This window comes from Pseudomonas sp. FBCC-B545 (assembly GCF_059134095.1).
In genome coordinates, this window is record NZ_CP101441.1 from 961,673 (window position 1) to 977,907 (window position 16,235).

Annotated in this window: 9 protein-coding genes; 8 read left to right on the plus strand and 1 reads right to left on the minus strand. The window is 61.2% G+C overall.

Annotated features, from left to right (window positions below; all coding sequences use genetic code 11):
- Nucleotides 1–69 precede the first annotated feature (69 nt).
- From recC to yfiB, 6 genes are all read left to right on the plus strand, one after another.
- Nucleotides 70–3,522 carry an exodeoxyribonuclease V subunit gamma gene (gene recC / locus NMB39_RS04520; protein ID WP_494339592.1) on the plus strand — a complete coding sequence of 1,151 codons (3,453 nt, stop codon included), beginning with the start codon at nt 70–72 and terminating at the stop codon, nt 3,520–3,522.
- The gene (gene recB, locus NMB39_RS04525; RefSeq protein ID WP_494339591.1) at nt 3,519–7,190 is read left to right on the plus strand and encodes an exodeoxyribonuclease V subunit beta; all 3,672 of its coding nucleotides are present in this window, start codon (nt 3,519–3,521) and stop codon (nt 7,188–7,190) included. Before recC ends, recB begins: the two co-directional genes overlap by 4 nt.
- Nucleotides 7,187–9,256: an exodeoxyribonuclease V subunit alpha gene (recD, locus tag NMB39_RS04530; RefSeq protein ID WP_494339590.1), complete on the plus strand. Its 2,070-nt coding sequence runs from the start codon at nt 7,187–7,189 to the stop codon at nt 9,254–9,256. The genes recB and recD overlap by 4 nt, the downstream gene beginning before the upstream one ends.
- A 143-nt stretch (nt 9,257–9,399) precedes the next feature.
- Complete coding sequence (gene yfiR, locus NMB39_RS04535) at nt 9,400–9,966, plus strand: regulatory sequestration protein YfiR (protein ID WP_057025145.1); 567 nt, start codon at nt 9,400–9,402, stop codon at nt 9,964–9,966.
- A complete protein-coding gene (dgcN, locus tag NMB39_RS04540; RefSeq protein ID WP_494339589.1) occupies nt 9,963–11,225 on the plus strand; it encodes a diguanylate cyclase DgcN/YfiN in 1,263 nt (420 codons plus the stop codon). The genes yfiR and dgcN overlap by 4 nt, the downstream gene beginning before the upstream one ends.
- Nucleotides 11,226–11,230: 5 nt before the next feature.
- A complete protein-coding gene (yfiB, locus tag NMB39_RS04545) occupies nt 11,231–11,722 on the plus strand; it encodes an outer membrane lipoprotein YfiB (RefSeq protein WP_306956433.1) in 492 nt (163 codons plus the stop codon).
- A 159-nt stretch (nt 11,723–11,881) separates the two neighbouring features.
- Here yfiB and NMB39_RS04550 read toward each other — a convergent pair whose 3' ends face one another.
- Nucleotides 11,882–12,829 (minus strand): LysR family transcriptional regulator, encoded by a 948-nt coding sequence (locus tag NMB39_RS04550; RefSeq protein ID WP_057025148.1) that lies wholly within the window; start codon nt 12,827–12,829, stop codon nt 11,882–11,884.
- 133 nt (nt 12,830–12,962) lie between these two features.
- Between NMB39_RS04550 and NMB39_RS04555 the strand changes: the two genes are divergently transcribed.
- Together NMB39_RS04555 and mmsB are read left to right on the plus strand one after the other, a co-directional pair.
- Nucleotides 12,963–14,480, plus strand: a complete 1,518-nt coding sequence (locus NMB39_RS04555) for a CoA-acylating methylmalonate-semialdehyde dehydrogenase (protein ID WP_494339588.1) — start codon at nt 12,963–12,965, stop codon at nt 14,478–14,480.
- Nucleotides 14,481–14,495: 15 nt separating this feature from the next.
- Nucleotides 14,496–15,383: a 3-hydroxyisobutyrate dehydrogenase gene (gene mmsB / locus NMB39_RS04560; RefSeq protein ID WP_057025150.1), complete on the plus strand. Its 888-nt coding sequence runs from the start codon at nt 14,496–14,498 to the stop codon at nt 15,381–15,383.
- Nucleotides 15,384–16,235 lie beyond the last annotated feature (852 nt).

The following is a 16,235-nucleotide window of genomic DNA, read 5'->3' on the forward strand; positions in this document are numbered from 1 at the left end:
ATGTGTCCGGCCTGTACACCACAGTGCTAAAGTCCACCCCTCGATTTTGCTTTTCCCAAGGAAACCGTTATGCCGGACGCAACGTCCCTCAGCGCTGGATTCATGGTGGTCCACGGCAATCGCCTGGACGAACTGCGTAGCCTGGTGGTCAGTTGGATGCGCCGCTACCCACTGGCGCCTTTGGAAAACGAAATCGCCCTGGTACAAAGCAACGGTATCGCCCAATGGCTCAAGCTGGCCCTGGCCGAAGATCCGGAAGAAGACGATATGGGCGGTTGTGGCATTGCTGCTGCAATCGACGTGCAACTGCCTGGCAGCTTCATGTGGCAGCTCTACCGCATGGTCCTGGGCCGTGACGAAATCCCTCCGAAATCCCTGCTCGATAAAGCCCCGCTGACCTGGCGCCTCATGCGCCTGTTACCCGAGCTGATTGACCAGCCGCACTTCGAGCCTTTGCAACGCTTTTTGACTCAAGACACCGACCTGCGCAAACGCTACCAACTTGCCGAGCGCCTGGCTGACTTGTTCGACCAATACCAGGTCTACCGCGCTGATTGGCTGGAGGATTGGGCCGCAGGCCGCCACCAACTACGCAATGGTCGAGGCGAATCCAAACCGCTCGACCCTGCCAATTGCTGGCAAGCCGAATTATGGCGTGCGTTGTTGCTGGATGTGGGAGCAGAGGGCATGGCCCAAAGTCGAGCCGGCGTTCACCAACGCTTTATCGAACGTATCAATAGCCTTGAAAAAGCGCCGTCCGGCTTGCCTTCCCGGGTGATTGTCTTTGGCATTTCATCGTTACCGGCCCAGGCATTGGAAGCGCTGGCGGGTCTGGCCCGTTTCAGCCAAGTCCTGCTTTGCGTGCATAACCCTTGCCGCCACCACTGGTCCGACATTGTCGCCGACAAGGACCTGCTGCGAAACGAATACAAACGCCAGGCGCGCAAAGCCGGTATGCCGGTCATCATCGACCCCCAAACCCTACATCAGCACGCCCATCCGTTGCTCGCCGCGTGGGGCAAGCAAGGCCGTGATTACATCAGCCTGCTGGACAGCTACGATGACCCCAACAGCTATCGGGCCGCATTCCGTGACGGTCGCATCGACCTGTTCAGCGACAGTGAACCCACCACGCTGCTCAACCAGCTCCAGGACGATATCCTCGAACTGCGCCCGCTGAATGAAACTCGTGAGCTGTGGCCCCCTGTTGACTTGGAGCACGATGCTTCGATCCGCTTCCACATTGCCCACAGCGCCCAGCGCGAAGTGGAGATCCTCCACGACCAATTGCTCCAACGCTTCAGCGCCGAACCAACTTTGCGCCCCCGGGACATCATCGTCATGGTCCCCGACGTCGACAGCTACGCGCCACACATTCGCGCAGTCTTCGGCCAGCTCGAACGAAATGATCCACGCTTCATTCCTTTCACGCTTACCGACCAAGGCCAGCGCGGCCGCGACCCTCTGCTGATCGCCGTCGAGCACCTGCTGAAACTTCCCGACAGCCGTTTCCCCGTCAGCGAGATCCTCGACCTGCTCGACGTGCCCGCCCTGCGCGAACGTTTCGCTATCAAAGAGCGCGACTTGCCCACCTTGCATCGCTGGATCGAAGGCGCCGGCATCCGCTGGGGCCTGAATGCTGAGCAACGCGCTGGTTTAGGCCTACCCACAGAGCTGGAACAAAACAGCTGGCGATTCGGCTTGCGTCGTATGCTGCTGGGCTACGCTGTGGGCACCGGCATGGCCTGTAATGGGATTGAGCCCTACGATGAAATCGGCGGCCTTGATGCGGCATTGATCGGCCCGCTGGTCGCCTTGCTCGACGCCTTGAGCGATGCCCACCAGGCGTTGTCCCAACCCGCCTCCCCCCAAGCCTGGGGCGAGCGACTGCAACGCTTGATGCAGCTGTTTTTCCTGCCCAGCAGTGAGCACGATGACTACCTGCTAGGTCAGCTCGAACAACTAAGAGAGACGTGGCTGGAAACCTGCGAGTCCGTTGGCTTGCAGGACGAGTTACCGCTTACCGTGGTCCGTGAGGCGTGGTTGGCCGGACTGGATCAGGGGCGCCTGTCCCAACGCTTCCTAGCGGGAGCTGTCAATTTTTGTACCCTCATGCCCATGCGTGCAATCCCGTTCAAGCTGGTCTGTCTGCTCGGCATGAATGATGGTGATTACCCGCGGGCCCAGCCGCCCCTGGACTTCGACCTGATGGGCAGCGACTACCGCCCCGGTGACCGTTCACGCCGCGAAGACGACCGCTACTTACTGCTTGAAGCGCTGCTCTCGGCCCGCGGCCAGCTATATATCAGCTGGGTAGGGCGCAGCATCCGCGATAACAGCGATCGCCCAGCCTCGGTGTTGATTGGTCAACTGCGCGATCACCTCGCCAGCGGCTGGCAGCACGCCAAAACCGATACACCGCTGATTGACGCAATGACCCAGGAACATCCTCTGCAGCCCTTCAGTGCCCGCTACTTTCACGAAGGCGATCCGCTGTTCAGTTATGCCCGCGAATGGCAATTGCTGCATGAAACCCCGGTCGCCGCCGGCCCAGAAAATACGCTGGCGCAACACCAACAGGACGAGCCGCTGAGTCTTGGCCAGTTGCAGGACTTCCTACGTAATCCGGTTAAACACTTCTTCAGCCAGCGCCTGAAAGTGTTCTTTGAAGCTGCCGAAGCGCCCCTGGCCGACGAAGAGCCCTTCGTGCTGGACGCACTGCAACGCTACAGCCTCAGTGACAGCCTGCTGAGCGCCGCACTGACCCAACCCGATCACCTCGATCAGGCCCTCAATGCCCAGGCGCTGCGCCTGCAAGGCAGCGGACTACTGCCGATGGTCGGTTTCGGTGAGTGCCTGCGTAACGAACTGATCGAGCCATTGCCTGACCTGGTGCAGCGCTATCAACACCTTCTGGCCCTTTGGCCAACCCCGCATACCGCTGCTGAACCGATCAGTTTTGAGTATCAGGGCATCCAGCTGGAAGGTTGGATCAGCGGCCTGCATCGACGCAGTGATGGCGGTTTGTTAAGTGTCACCACCATCCCCAACAGCATTGGCTCAATCAAGAGCCGCAAGTGGCATCGCCTGATCCGACCCTGGGTCAATCATGTGGTGGCCTGCGCCTGTGGCCTGCCATTGAGCACCGGCCTGGTGGCAAGTGATGACACCTTGCTGCTGGCTCCGCTGGACAAGCCCATTGCGCAGGAAATCCTTGGCAACCTGCTGCTGGCCTGGCACACCGGCATGAGCACGCCGCTACCCGTCGCGGTGAAAACCGCCTTTGCCTGGCTCGGCCAGACCGATCCCGTCAAGGCCCAGGCCGCGGCCAGCAAAGCCTACGAAGGCGATGGCATCACCACCGACGGCGAACGCCGCGAAACGCCCGCGCTCACGCGGCAATTTCCCGACTACGCCGCCTTGGTTGCCAGCGAAGAGTTCGAAGGCTGGTGCGAAACCCTGTATCGCCCACTGCTCAACGCCCCGTGGCGATCACTCACCAGCGCGGAGGCCGGCTCATGATCGGCAAATCCCTGGCCCTGGCATTCCCGCTCAAAGGCAGCCAGTTGATCGAGGCCAGTGCCGGCACTGGCAAGACGTTTACCATCTCCGCCTTGTACCTGCGCCTGGTGCTTGGCCACGGCGGTGATGAGTCCGGTTTCGGGCGCGAACTGCTGCCGCCACAAATCCTCGTGGTGACGTTCACCGACGCCGCTACCAAAGAGCTGCGGGAGCGCATCCGCATCCGCTTGGCCGAGGCCGCGCGTTTCTTTCGCGACGAAATCGAGCAGCCCGATGCGTTGATCGCCGACCTGCGCGATCAGTACCCCCCGGAGCAGTGGCCCGCCTGCGCCAACCGCCTGGACATCGCCGCGCAATGGATGGATGAAGCCGCCGTCTCGACTATCCACAGCTGGTGCCAGCGCATGCTGCGTGAACACGCCTTCGACAGCGGCAGCTTGTTCACCCAGACCCTTGAAACCGACCATAGCGACCTGCTGGGCGAAGTGCTGCGCGACTACTGGCGGCTGTTCTGCTACCCGATGCACGACGACGCGCTCAACTGGGTGCGCAGCCATTGGGGCGGCCCCGCTGCACTGATGCCGCGAGTGCGTGCGCTGTTCGGCAGTGAACGACCCACCGATGAAAGTCGTGAGCCGGCGGAGCTGATCAACGCCTGCCTGCAAGAACGTCGCGCAGCGCTGGTAAGCCTCAAGGCGCCTTGGCAACAATGGGCCGTCGAGCTGCGGGATATCTGCCTGCAAGCTGTTGCGGCCAAAGCTGTCGATGGTCGCAAAATGCAAGCGCGCTACTTCGAACCCTGGTTCGAGAAGATCAGCGCCTGGGCCGCTGATGAAGCTCTGGAACAACTGGACATCGGCACCGGCTTCACGCGCCTGACGCCCGACGGCATGGCCGAAGCCTGGAAAGGTGAGCCGCCGCAGCACCCAGGGATCGAGGCCATGGCGAGCCTCAAAGCCAGCCTCGACGCCTTGCCAACACCAGACGCAGCGGTGTTGCAACATGCTGCCGGCTGGGTCGGCAAACGCTTCGAAGAAGAAAAGCGTCGCCGCGCAGAGATGGGCTTCGACGACATGCTGATTCGCCTCAACGCGGCCCTTCAAGCCGACGGGGGCGAGCGCCTGGCCAGTGTGATCCGTGAGCAATTCCCGGTGGCGCTCATTGATGAGTTCCAAGACACCGACCCTGTGCAATACAGCATCTTCGACAGCATCTACCGCATCGAGGAGAACCACCTCGACAGTGGCCTGTTCCTGATCGGCGATCCCAAGCAGGCGATCTACGCCTTCCGCGGCGCCGACATCTACACCTACCTGCGCGCCCGGCAGTCCACCACCGGCCGTCATCACACCCTGGGCACCAATTTCCGTTCCAGCCATGCGATGGTAGAGGCGGTGAACCATGTGTTCCAGCGGGCTGAAACCGGCCGGGGGGCGTTCCTGTTTCGCGAGTCCAATGGCGAGAATCCAGTGCCGTTCCACCCGGTATTGTCCCAGGGTCGCAAAGAACAGTTGCAGGTCGACGGCCAGACGCTGCCGGCCATGAACCTTTGGCACCTGCCCACCGACCAGCCGATTTCCAACGCGCTTTATCGCCAACAACTGGCTGCTGCCTGTGCCACGCAGATCGTCGCGCTGCTCAACGGCGGGCAGCAAGGCACGACGGGGTTTGTCACGAAAGACAGTTTCACCGGTGTGCTGCCCTCAAACATCGCCATCCTCGTGCGCGACGGCAAGGAAGCCCAGGCCGTACGTGCTGAACTGGCCAGCCGTGGCGTGCGTAGCGTGTACCTGTCGGATAAAGACTCGGTGTTCGCCGCCCAGGAAGCCCACGACCTGTTGGCATGGCTCAAGGCGTGCGCCGAGCCGGATGTCGAGCGCCCGCTACGCGCTGCCCTTGCCTGCGTCACCTTGAACCTGTCGTTGGCGGAACTGGAGCGCCTGAACCAGGACGAATTGGCGTGGGAATCCCGCGTTATGCAGTTCCGGGGTTACCGCTCGATCTGGCGTACCCAAGGCGTGCTGCCGATGCTGCGCCGCCTGCTCCACGACTTCAAGTTGCCGCAAACCCTCATCGCCCGCAGTGATGGCGAGCGTGTGCTGACCAACCTGTTGCACCTCAGTGAGTTGTTGCAACAAGCCGCGTCGGAACTCGATGGTGAACAGGCGTTGATCCGTCATCTGGCCGAACACTTGGCGCTGTCGGGCCAGGCTGGCGAAGAGCAGATCCTGCGGCTGGAAAGCGATGAGCAACTGGTCAAGGTGGTGACCATCCACAAATCCAAAGGCCTGGAATACGACTTGGTGTTCCTGCCGTTCATCTGCTCGGCCAAACCGGTGGATGGCAGTCGCTTGCCGCTGCATTACCACGATGAACAGGGTAAGTCCCAAGTGAGCCTGCGGCCGACGGCCGAGCTGATTGCCCAGGCCGATGATGAGCGCCTGGCCGAAGACCTGCGCTTGTTCTACGTGGCGTTGACCCGCGCCAAACACGCGTGCTGGCTGGGCATCGCCGACCTCAAGCGCGGCAATAACAGCAGTTCGGTTTTGCACCTCTCGGCCTTGGGCTATCTGCTGGGCGCCGGTGCGTCGCTAGGCGAATCCGCCGACCTGGCGCGCTGGCTGTTGGACTTGCAGCAAGGCTGCCCGGCCATCAGTTATGCACCTGTGCCAGATGCGCAAGACATCCTGTTCCACCCGCCACGCAATGAAGCGACCCTGCTGGCGCCGTTGCTGCCTAAGCGCAAGGCTGCGGAAAACTGGTGGATCGCTTCCTACAGCGCCTTGCGCATTGGCGACAGCATGAGCGCCGCCAGCCTCGAAGCACCGGAAAGCCCGCAGGCCCAGAAGCTGTTCGACGACGAACGCCTCGACCCGGATGCACCACGGGAAGTGGCGGCGTCCGGCGGTGACATTCACCGTTTCCCACGCGGCCCTAATCCAGGCACCTTCCTTCACGGGTTATTGGAGTGGGCCGGTGAAGAGGGTTTCAACGTGACGCCTGAGGCGATCGAAAAAGCCGTGGGCGCACGCTGTAATCGCCGCAACTGGGAGGGCTGGATCGTCACCCTCAGCGGCTGGCTGGGTCATCTGCTGCAAACGCCGCTGCCCCTGTGCAACGACCACGTCACCCTCAGCGGCCTGAAGCAGTACCAGATCGAAATGGAATTCTGGTTCGCCAGCCACAAGGTCGATGTGCTCGCCCTCGACAAGCTGGTGTGCCAGCACACCCACGGCGGTGTCTCCCGCGTGGCCGCTGAGCCGGTGTTGCTCAACGGTATGTTCAAGGGTTTTATCGACCTGACGTTCGAGCATGATGGCCGCTACTACGTGGCGGACTACAAATCCAACTGGCTCGGTCCCGACGATTCAGCCTACACCGTTGATGCCATGGAGCATTCGATCCTCGAGCATCGGTACGACCTGCAATACGTACTTTACCTGCTGGCCCTGCATCGTCAGCTCAAGGCACGCCTGCCGGATTACGATTACGACCAGCACGTCGGCGGCGCTCTGTACCTGTTCCTGCGCGGTACCCAGTCGGTGAGCCAGGGCGCGTATTTCACCCGGCCCCCCCGTGAGCTGATCGAGGGGCTGGACCTGTTGTTCCAAGGCAAGCCTATCCCGCCCAAGGTTGAGCCCGCCTGGGAACAAGGAGTGCTGCTATGAACCTGTCGCCGTTACCGCTGGAAGAGCTGGCGCCCCTGAGCCGCGCCGCCGACCTGCTGCAACTGTTGGAGCGTTGGGTCGACCGTGGCTGGTTGCGTGCCTTGGACAAAGCCTTCGTCGGCTTCCTGCATGAGCTTGATCCACAGGCCGATCCTCTGGTGCTGTTGGCGGCCGCCTTGACCAGCCATCAGTTGGGTCATGGTCACGTCTGTCTGGATTTGTTCGAAACCCTCAAGGCCCCGGACTTCGCCCTGTCACTGCCGCCCGAGGGCGACCCGCACACCGGCGCCATGCTGCTGCCGTCGCAGCTGCTGCATGGCCTGGACGGCGCTCATTGGTGTCATGCCCTGGCGTCCAGCCAACTGGTCGCGCTGGCGGTCGAGGGCAGCGCAGCCGCCCAGAGCCGACCGTTGGTGTTGTCCGGCAAGCGCCTGTACCTGCGCCGCTACTGGACCTACGAGCGGCGTATCGACAGTGCCTTGCGTCAGCGTCTTGCGAGCGTGGAGAGCGTTGCCGATGATCTACCGCAGCGCCTCAATCGCCTGTTCGATCAACCGGCTCCGGATGGCGTGATCGACTGGCAAAAACTCGCCTGTGCCCTGGCGACCCGCGGCCCATTCAGCATCGTCACCGGCGGCCCCGGCACCGGCAAGACCACCACGGTGGTGCGCCTGCTCGCGCTGTTGCAAGCGCCCGCTGTGGAGTCCAACAACCCGTTGCGTATCCGCCTGGCCGCGCCCACCGGTAAAGCCGCCGCGCGCCTGACCGAATCCATCAGCCAGCAAGTGCTGTCGCTGACAGTGGCCGACAACGTGCGGGAAAAAATCCCCACTCAGGTCACCACTGTCCACCGTCTGCTGGGCAGCCGCCCGGGAACCCGACATTTCCGTCATCACCTGGGTAACCCGTTACCTCTGGATGTGCTGGTGGTGGATGAGGCCTCGATGATCGACCTGGAAATGATGGCCAACCTGCTCGACGCCTTGCCGGCCCATGCACGCCTGATACTGCTGGGCGACAAGGACCAACTGGCATCGGTGGAAGCGGGAGCCGTACTCGGCGACTTGTGCCGCGATGCCGAAGCCGGCTGGTACAGCCCGCAAACGCGCCAATGGTTGCAAGCGGTCAGCGGCGAAGACCTCAGTACCAGTGGCCTGCAAGAAGACCTCGATGGCAGTCATCCCCTGGCCCAGCAAGTAGTGATGCTGCGCTATTCGCGCCGCTTCGGTGAGGGCAGCGGCATCGGCCAACTGGCGCGTTGGGTTAACCAGCAAAACGCCGAAGAGGCCCGCCAGCTGTTGGCCGCACGCCGCCACGACGACCTCTTCTGCGTCAGCCTCAAGGGTGAACATGACCACGCACTTGAGCGTCTGGTTCTGGACGGGCAGGGCGAGGGTGCCCAAGGTTATCGCTACTATCTGAACCTGCTGCAATCGGCACGTCCATCGCTGGATACGCGGCGGGACGACCCTGCCTGGACCCATTGGGCGCAACAGTTGCTGCAAGCCTTCGACGCGTTCCAGCTGCTTTGCGCCGTACGCAAGGGCCCTTGGGGCGTTGAAGGGCTCAACCTGCGCATCACCGCGGCGCTGCGCAAAGTGCGCCTGATCGAAGGCGATGAGCATTGGTACGAAGGCCGTCCGGTGCTGATGACCCGTAACGATTACGGCCTGGGCCTGATGAACGGCGACATCGGCATCGCGCTGAAATTGCCCGAAAGCGACGGTGGCCCCCAGGTGCTGCGCGTGGCCTTTCCGCGTAACGATGGCCAGGGCGGCGTGCGCTTTGTATTGCCCAGCCGGCTCAATGACGTGGAAACCGTCTTCGCAATGACCGTGCACAAATCCCAGGGCTCTGAGTTCACCCATACCGCACTGATCTTGCCGGATGCGCTCAATCCGGTGCTGACCAAAGAGTTGATCTACACCGGTATTACCCGCGCCAAGCGCTGGTTCAGCCTGATCGAGCCGCGCAGCGGCGTGTTTGAGGAGGCCGTGCGCCGCAAGGTCAAACGCTTGAGCGGGCTGATGCTGGAATTGGATGCCGTGCCTGAAAAAACTGACTGATAGGTCATGCAATATTTCTTATTCAGCTGTCTGATTTTTCTGAAAAAATAGTGCGCCCCCCGCAAACCGTGTTTCGTGGGGTTTTCCGCCGCTGTGCTATCGTTGCGGCATCACCTTGGAAAAACACCTGAGAGAATTGCTGCATGAACGTGGCTGGCTCGCCCACTGAGCGTAGTTTGAGCTGGAGACGCATGTTACTGGTGGCGGTTCTGTGCCTGCTGGTGACGCCTCTATGGGCACAGACCCAAAGCCTTGCCGAGCAGCGTGCCCAGGCGGTTACCCAAGTGGTGCTCGGTATCCTCAGCTACGCCCGATGGCCGGTAGAGCCTGCGCAGTTGCGGCTGTGCGTTGTCGGGCCGACCCAATACACAGACGACCTGGTCAAAGGCACCACCCAGGCTACCGGCCGTCCGGTGCTGGTGCGGCGCCTGCTGGTCGATCATCCCGACATCGTCAACGCCTGCGACGCCGTCTACATCGGCAAGCTCACCGCGGACGAACGCAGCCGCTTGTTCACCTCACTGATTGGCCACCCGGTACTCAGCATCAGCGAAGGCGGCGACCAATGCACGGTGGGCAGTCTGTTCTGCCTGCGAGTGAGCGATGAGCAAGTATCGTTCGAGGTCAACCTGGATTCCGTCGCCCGCAGCGGCGTGCGCATCCACCCCAGCGTGTTGCAGTTATCTCGCCGTCGAGCGCCAGGGTCATGAGCGGCACTAAGGTGCGGCCGACCCTGCGCTCGGTGATTGCCCGTGGGCATATGATCCTGGCCCTGGTGGCGGTCACCCTGGCCAGTGTGTCCCTGACCCTGCTCGGCGTACTTGCCCTACGGGTCTACGCCGAGCACAACCTGCATCTGATCGCCCGTTCCATCAATTACACCGTGGAAGCGGCGGTGGTGTTCAATGACAGCGCGGCGGCTACCGAAGCCCTGAGCCTGATTGCCTCCACCGAGGAAGTGGCCCAGGCGGAAGTTTTCGATATCAATGGCAAGTTGCTGGCGCGATGGGTACGCCCGGAAACCGGCATGTTGTCACGTGTCGAGCTGCAAATAGCGCACGCCCTGCTTGAACAGCCCATCAGCCAACCGATCCTGCGCCAAGGGCAAACCGTGGGCAGCATTCACCTGGTCGGCCACGGTGGCAGTCTATTGCGCTTCTTGCTCAGCGGCCTGGTCGGGATTCTGATCTGTACCGCCCTCAGCGCCTGGGTGGCCTTGCACTTGTCACGGCGTCTGTTGAATGGCATCACCGTGCCACTGCAACGCCTGGCCGCTGTGGCCCACGCAGCCCGCAGCGAGCGTGACTTCGACCGCCGCGTTCCCTCCGCGCAGATCGCCGAACTCGACAGCCTGGGCAGCGACTTCAACGCCTTGCTTGGCGAGATGGAAGCCTGGCAGAGCCACTTGCAAAGCGAGAACGAAACCCTGGCTCACCAAGCCAGCCACGACAGCCTCACCGGCCTGCCCAACCGCGCGTTCTTCGAAGGCCGGTTGATCCGTGCCTTGCGCAGCGCAGCCAAGGTCAACGAGCAAGTGGCGGTGCTGTTTCTCGACAGTGACCGCTTCAAAGACATCAACGACAGGTTCGGCCACGCCGCCGGCGATGCCGTACTGGTAGCCGTTGCCGATCGCGTGCGTGCGCAACTGCGCGAGGATGACCTGGTGGCGCGCCTGGGGGGCGATGAATTTGCGGTGTTGCTGGCGCCCCTGCACAAGGCCGAAGACGCCCAGCGCATCGCCGACAAGATCATTGCCAGCATGGACGTGGCGATCCCACTGCCTGGGGAGACCCAGGTATTGACCTCCCTCAGTATTGGCATTGCCATTTATCCCGATCATGGCGCCACTCCCGGCACCTTGCTCAACGCCGCCGATGCGGCGATGTACCAGGCCAAACGACTGTCCTCGGGCGGCCAGCAAACGGCGGAGTCGGAGCGCCCCGTCGTCAATGTTCAACACAGGAGTTGATTCCCTTGTTCGCTAATACACGCGGTTTATTTATTTCCTTACTCGTTGCTTTCCTGGCCCTCAGCGGCTGCCAGACGCCACCGCCCAAGGGCCTGACCCCGGCGCAAGTCGCCGTGCTCAAACAACAAGGCTTCGAGCTGACCGACGAGGGCTGGGCCTTCGGCCTGTCTGGCAAAGTGCTGTTTGGCAGCGACGTTGAAGCCCTCAACAAACCCAGCACCGACATCGTTGAGCGCATCGGCAGCGCCCTGGTTGGCGCAGGCATCGAGCGCGTGCGCGTTGACGGCCACACCGACGCTTCCGGCAAAGAACCCTACAACGTGGCGCTGTCCCTGCGCCGCGCCAAAAGCGTGGGCAACGTGCTGACCCGCGTGGGTATGAAAGAAGAGAACGTCCAACTGCGCGGCCTGGGCAGCAGCGAGCCGGTGGCATCGAATACGACAACGGCAGGCCGAACCGAGAATCGGCGGGTATCGATCGTGGTGATCGCGGACTAAGGCAATTCACCCGCCTCAACCTGAAATACATTCAAAATGTGGGAGGGGGCTTGCTCCCGATGGCGGTGTGTCAGTCAGCACATTCAGTGACTGACACACCGCCATCGGGAGCAAGTCGAATCGTCGCACCGCCCCTCCCACATCTGTTTTGCGGTGTGTTCAATCGGCAAACCGCATCTCCCGCGTCTCCCCCATCAACAACCCCTGATTCTGCTCCGTCACCTCCCTGATGTAATCCCACAACAACGTAATCCGCTTCAACTTGCGCAAATCCTCCCGGCAATACATCCAGAACTGCCGCGTAATCGCAATCTGCTCGCCCAGCACGGGTAACAGGCGCGGATCCTGCGCCGCCAAAAAACACGGCAATATCGCCATCGACCGCCCTTGCTGTGCCGCCACGTACTGCGCGATCACGCTGGTACTGCGCAAACTGGCGCTGGCGCCTGGCACGACGTTGGCCAAGTACAGCAACTCCGAACTGAACGCCAGGTCATCCACATAGCTGATAAACGGGTGCTCGGCCAAATCCGCGGGTTTGCGGATCGGCGGGTGTTGGTCGAGGTAATCCTGGGTCGCGTAAAGCTGCAGTTTGTAGTCGCATAGTTTGCAGCACACATAGGGCCCGTGCTCCGGGCGTTCCAGGGCGATGACGATGTCGGCTTCGCGCTTGGACAGGCTGATGAAGTGCGGCAGCGGCAGGATATCTACTGAGATCGCAGGATAGGTGTCGACGAAATGGCTCAATTGCGGGGTGACGAAGAAGCTACCGAAGCCTTCGGTGCAGCCCATGCGCACGTGGCCGGACAGCGCCACGCCGGAGCCGGAGACTTGTTCGCAGGCCATGTGCAAGGTGCTTTCGATGGTCTCCGCGTAGCCCAGCAGCCGCTGGCCCTCGGTGGTGAGGACAAAGCCGTTGGTCCGGGATTTTTCAAACAACAGGGTACCGAGCGACACTTCCAACGAGCTGATGCGCCGCGACACGGTGGTGTAGTCCACTGCCAGACGCTTGGCGGCCACGCTGGCCTTGCGGGTGCGGGCTACTTCGAGGAAAAACTTCAGGTCATCCCAGTTCAGGGAGCCCAGGGAGGTGATGTTTTTTTGCATATTGGACCGGCTTTTATGTGCGTTCTTATTAGAAGTTTGCACATCTATACTCCAAAAACAGTCCGAACGCCTCATTCTTCAAGGCGATTCAACGCCTTGGTTCTCTGCATAAATACAAGATTCTGGAGACCACATGAACGCATCTGCCGATATTTCCGTGCAACAGGTCAAGTTGCTGATCAACGGCGAGTGGGTCGAGTCCAAGACCACGCAGTGGCAAGACATCGTCAACCCGGCCACCCAGCAAGTGCTGGCCAAAGTCCCGTTCGCCACTGCCGATGAAGTCAACGCTGCCATCGACGCCGCCCATCGTGCCTTCCAGACCTGGAAGCTGACGCCTATCGGCGCACGCATGCGCATCATGCTCAAGCTGCAAGCCTTGATCCGTGAACATTCCAAGCGTATCGCCGTGGTCCTCAGCGCTGAGCAGGGCAAGACCATTGCCGATGCCGAAGGCGATATTTTCCGTGGCCTGGAAGTGGTCGAGCACGCCTGCTCCATCGGCACCCTGCAAATGGGCGAGTTCGCCGAGAACGTAGCCGGTGGCGTCGACACCTACACCCTGCGCCAGCCTATCGGCGTGTGCGCCGGCATCACCCCATTCAACTTCCCGGCGATGATTCCGCTGTGGATGTTCCCGATGGCCATCGTCTGCGGGAACACCTTCGTACTCAAGCCATCCGAGCAGGACCCGTTGTCGACCATGCTGCTGGTGGAGCTGGCCCTGGAAGCCGGTGTACCGGCCGGCGTACTCAACGTGGTGCATGGCGGCAAGGACGTGGTGGATGCACTGTGTACCCACAAAGACATCAAGGCCGTATCCTTCGTCGGTTCGACCGCCGTGGGCACCCATGTCTACGACCTGGCCGGCAAGCACGGCAAGCGTGTGCAGTCGATGATGGGCGCCAAGAACCATGCCGTTGTGCTGCCGGATGCCAACCGCGAACACACCCTCAATGCCCTGGTCGGCGCCGGGTTCGGCGCGGCGGGCCAGCGTTGCATGGCCACTTCGGTGGTGGTGCTGGTGGGCGCGGCCAAGCAGTGGCTGCCGGACCTCAAGGCCCTGGCGCAGAAGCTCAAGGTCAACGCCGGCAGCGAAGCCGGTACGGATGTCGGCCCGGTGATCTCCAAGCGCGCCAAGGCACGCATCCTGGAGCTGATCGAAAGCGGCGTGAAGGAAGGCGCCAAGCTGGAACTGGATGGCCGCGATATCAAGGTGCCGGGCTTCGAACAAGGTAACTTTGTCGGTCCGACCCTGTTCTCGGGCGTCACCACCGACATGCGCATCTACACCGAGGAAATCTTCGGGCCGGTGCTGGTGGTGCTGGAAGTCGACACCCTCGATCAAGCCATCGCCCTGGTCAACGCCAACCCGTTCGGCAACGGCACTGGCCTGTTCACCCAGAGCGGTGCGGCGGCGCGCAAGTTCCAGAGCGAAATCGATGTGGGCCAGGTCGGTATCAACATCCCGATCCCGGTGCCAGTACCGTTCTTCAGCTTCACCGGCTCCCGGGGCTCCAAGCTCGGCGACCTTGGTCCGTATGGCAAGCAAGTGGTGCAGTTCTACACCCAAACCAAAACCGTCACCAGCCGTTGGTTCGATGACGACACCGTCAACGATGGTGTCAACACCACCATCAACCTGCGCTGAATCTGGGAGACGACCATGAAGATTGCATTTATCGGCCTGGGCAACATGGGCGCGCCCATGGCCCGTAACTTGATCAAGGCTGGGCACGCGCTTAAGCTGTTCGACCTGAACCAGGCGGTACTCAAGGAACTCGCCGAATTGGGCGGCACCATCAGCAGCTCGCCCCGTGACGCGGCCCAAGGCGCGGAACTGGTGATTACCATGCTGCCGGCCGCCGCCCACGTGCGCAGCGTCTGGCTCAATGAAGACGGCGTGCTGGCAGGCATCGGCAAAGGCGTGCCAGCGGTGGATTGCAGCACCATCGACCCGCAGACCATCCGTGATGTAGCGGCAGCGGCGGCGAAACAGGGCGTGGCCGTGGCCGATGCACCGGTTTCCGGCGGCACTGGCGGCGCGCAAGCCGGGACGTTGACCTTCATGGTCGGCGCCAACCCGGAACTGTTCGCCACCCTTCAGCCGGTATTGGCGCAGATGGGCCGCAATATCGTGCACTGCGGTGATGTCGGCACCGGGCAAATCGCCAAGATCTGCAACAACCTGCTGCTGGGTATCAGCATGGTCGGCGTCAGTGAAGCCATGGCCCTGGGAGATGCACTCGGTATTGACACTCAAGTACTGGCCGGCATCATCAACAGCTCCACCGGGCGCTGCTGGAGTTCCGATACCTATAACCCCTGGCCCGGCGTGATCGAGACCGCGCCGTCATCGCGGGGTTACACCGGTGGTTTTGGTGCCGATCTGATGCTCAAGGATCTGGGCCTGGCCACTGAGGCTGCGCGCCAGGCGCATCAGCCGGTGATCCTGGGGGCAGTGGCCCAGCAGTTGTACCAGTCGATGAGTCAGCGCGGGGAGGGCGGTAAAGACTTCTCGGCCATCATCAATAGTTATCGCAAACCTCAATAAAGGTATGTTCCGAGAGCCCCCTTCGGGTGGGTTCTCGGATATTGACGTGCATCTGCGTTCGCTTCACTTCAGGCACTTCACGCGCCAACCCCTCGATGTCTCCTCTTAATACCCATCCCCGTTCTGATCAATGATTTTTGCTGCCTCGCATTACGCGAGCTCTGCAGCTATAGGCGTTTTATTACTAATGGACTAACTGGTTCGCATGAGCTTGTTTTGTGTGTGTGTCACCTTGAAATAAATTATTACAACTTAAGAGGCTTGGTATGTTTTCGCTGCTTTTTGATCATCAATTCATCATGTGGAATGCATGTGGAGAGTGCTTAATTATCATGTTGTGATAATGCAAACATAACCGATGCGTCTCATGTGTGTGACAAATCTGATCACTAAATAGACCTGCTTCGCACCGGTTTAGTTTTCCCTTTGATGTCGGCAATTGCCTCGCTAGTATCGGGTTGGCGGGTGTTGTCATGTGGGTGTGCCTGCGCAGTTTTTACCGAAGCGTTGTACTTTTTCCAGTTGTGCAGGTGCCTAAGAAATGGCTAGCGAAAGGAAGCGAACAGCGAGTTTTTCCGCACGGTCGACTGCTTCGACCCAAACCAGCCGGGAACTCGAGAAGGCCAGCCTTACGGTCCTCCATCTCTCCAGATTGCTTGAGTTATGGGCTTGCGGGCGCAGCCACTTGTTGCCTGTAGCAGCGCCCTCTGAACTTGCGAACCAGCCACATCAATTGGCGCCAGTGAGCGGCGAGTCTGAGCCCATCAACTCGCGACTGCGTGAAGAAACGGGCGTGGGTTGATCGCCACTTATTCTGGGCAATTCACTAATAACGCGAAAACAAATTTAGCG

Coding starts and splice junctions, on each gene's coding strand:
- NMB39_RS04555 (WP_494339588.1), top strand. CDS start 12,963: ATGAACGCATCTGCCGATATTTCCGTGCAACAGGTCAAGTTGCTGATC.
- yfiR (WP_057025145.1), top strand. CDS start 9,400: ATGAACGTGGCTGGCTCGCCCACTGAGCGTAGTTTGAGCTGGAGACGC.
- dgcN (WP_494339589.1), top strand. CDS start 9,963: ATGAGCGGCACTAAGGTGCGGCCGACCCTGCGCTCGGTGATTGCCCGT.
- recC (WP_494339592.1), top strand. CDS start 70: ATGCCGGACGCAACGTCCCTCAGCGCTGGATTCATGGTGGTCCACGGC.
- mmsB (WP_057025150.1), top strand. CDS start 14,496: ATGAAGATTGCATTTATCGGCCTGGGCAACATGGGCGCGCCCATGGCC.
- recD (WP_494339590.1), top strand. CDS start 7,187: ATGAACCTGTCGCCGTTACCGCTGGAAGAGCTGGCGCCCCTGAGCCGC.
- NMB39_RS04550 (WP_057025148.1), bottom strand. CDS start 12,829: ATGCAAAAAAACATCACCTCCCTGGGCTCCCTGAACTGGGATGACCTG.
- recB (WP_494339591.1), top strand. CDS start 3,519: ATGATCGGCAAATCCCTGGCCCTGGCATTCCCGCTCAAAGGCAGCCAG.